This is a genomic window from Paraburkholderia sp. SIMBA_054, from assembly GCF_046534875.1.
GTDB classification, from domain to species: domain Bacteria; phylum Pseudomonadota; class Gammaproteobacteria; order Burkholderiales; family Burkholderiaceae; genus Paraburkholderia; species Paraburkholderia hospita.
The window spans coordinates 1-264 of the sequence record NZ_JAWRXV010000963.1 but is presented as its reverse complement, the minus strand read 5'-3'; the positions used below and the strand labels follow the sequence as shown (position 1 = coordinate 264).

Sequence of the window (264 nt, the reverse complement as noted above, 5' to 3'; positions counted from 1 at the left end):
CGTTCGTTCCCCGATCATCACAGCTTTGCACCAGACGATATTCGCAATCTGACAGACACAGCCCGTCGTCAGGGATTGGGATTGATCACTACTGCGAAGGATCAGGTGCGTCTGGCAACGATGATTGGAGTTCCTGCCGGTTTTCTGACGAAACTCGCTGTCCTTAACGTTGATCTCAAATTTGATCGCAACGATGCGCTTGACCACATTCTGGATACGGTCATCGAGCGCTTCAAAAGCCGTGTTACAAGCTGATTTTAAGCC

1 protein-coding gene is annotated in these 264 nt (G+C 50.0%); it reads left to right on the top strand.

The window, feature by feature from the left end; translation table 11 throughout:
- Positions 1-255 (top strand): tetraacyldisaccharide 4'-kinase (locus tag SB822_RS57985; RefSeq protein ID WP_410859224.1); only part of this gene is annotated, 255 nt, incomplete at its 5' end.
- Positions 256-264: the final 9 nt, after the last annotated feature.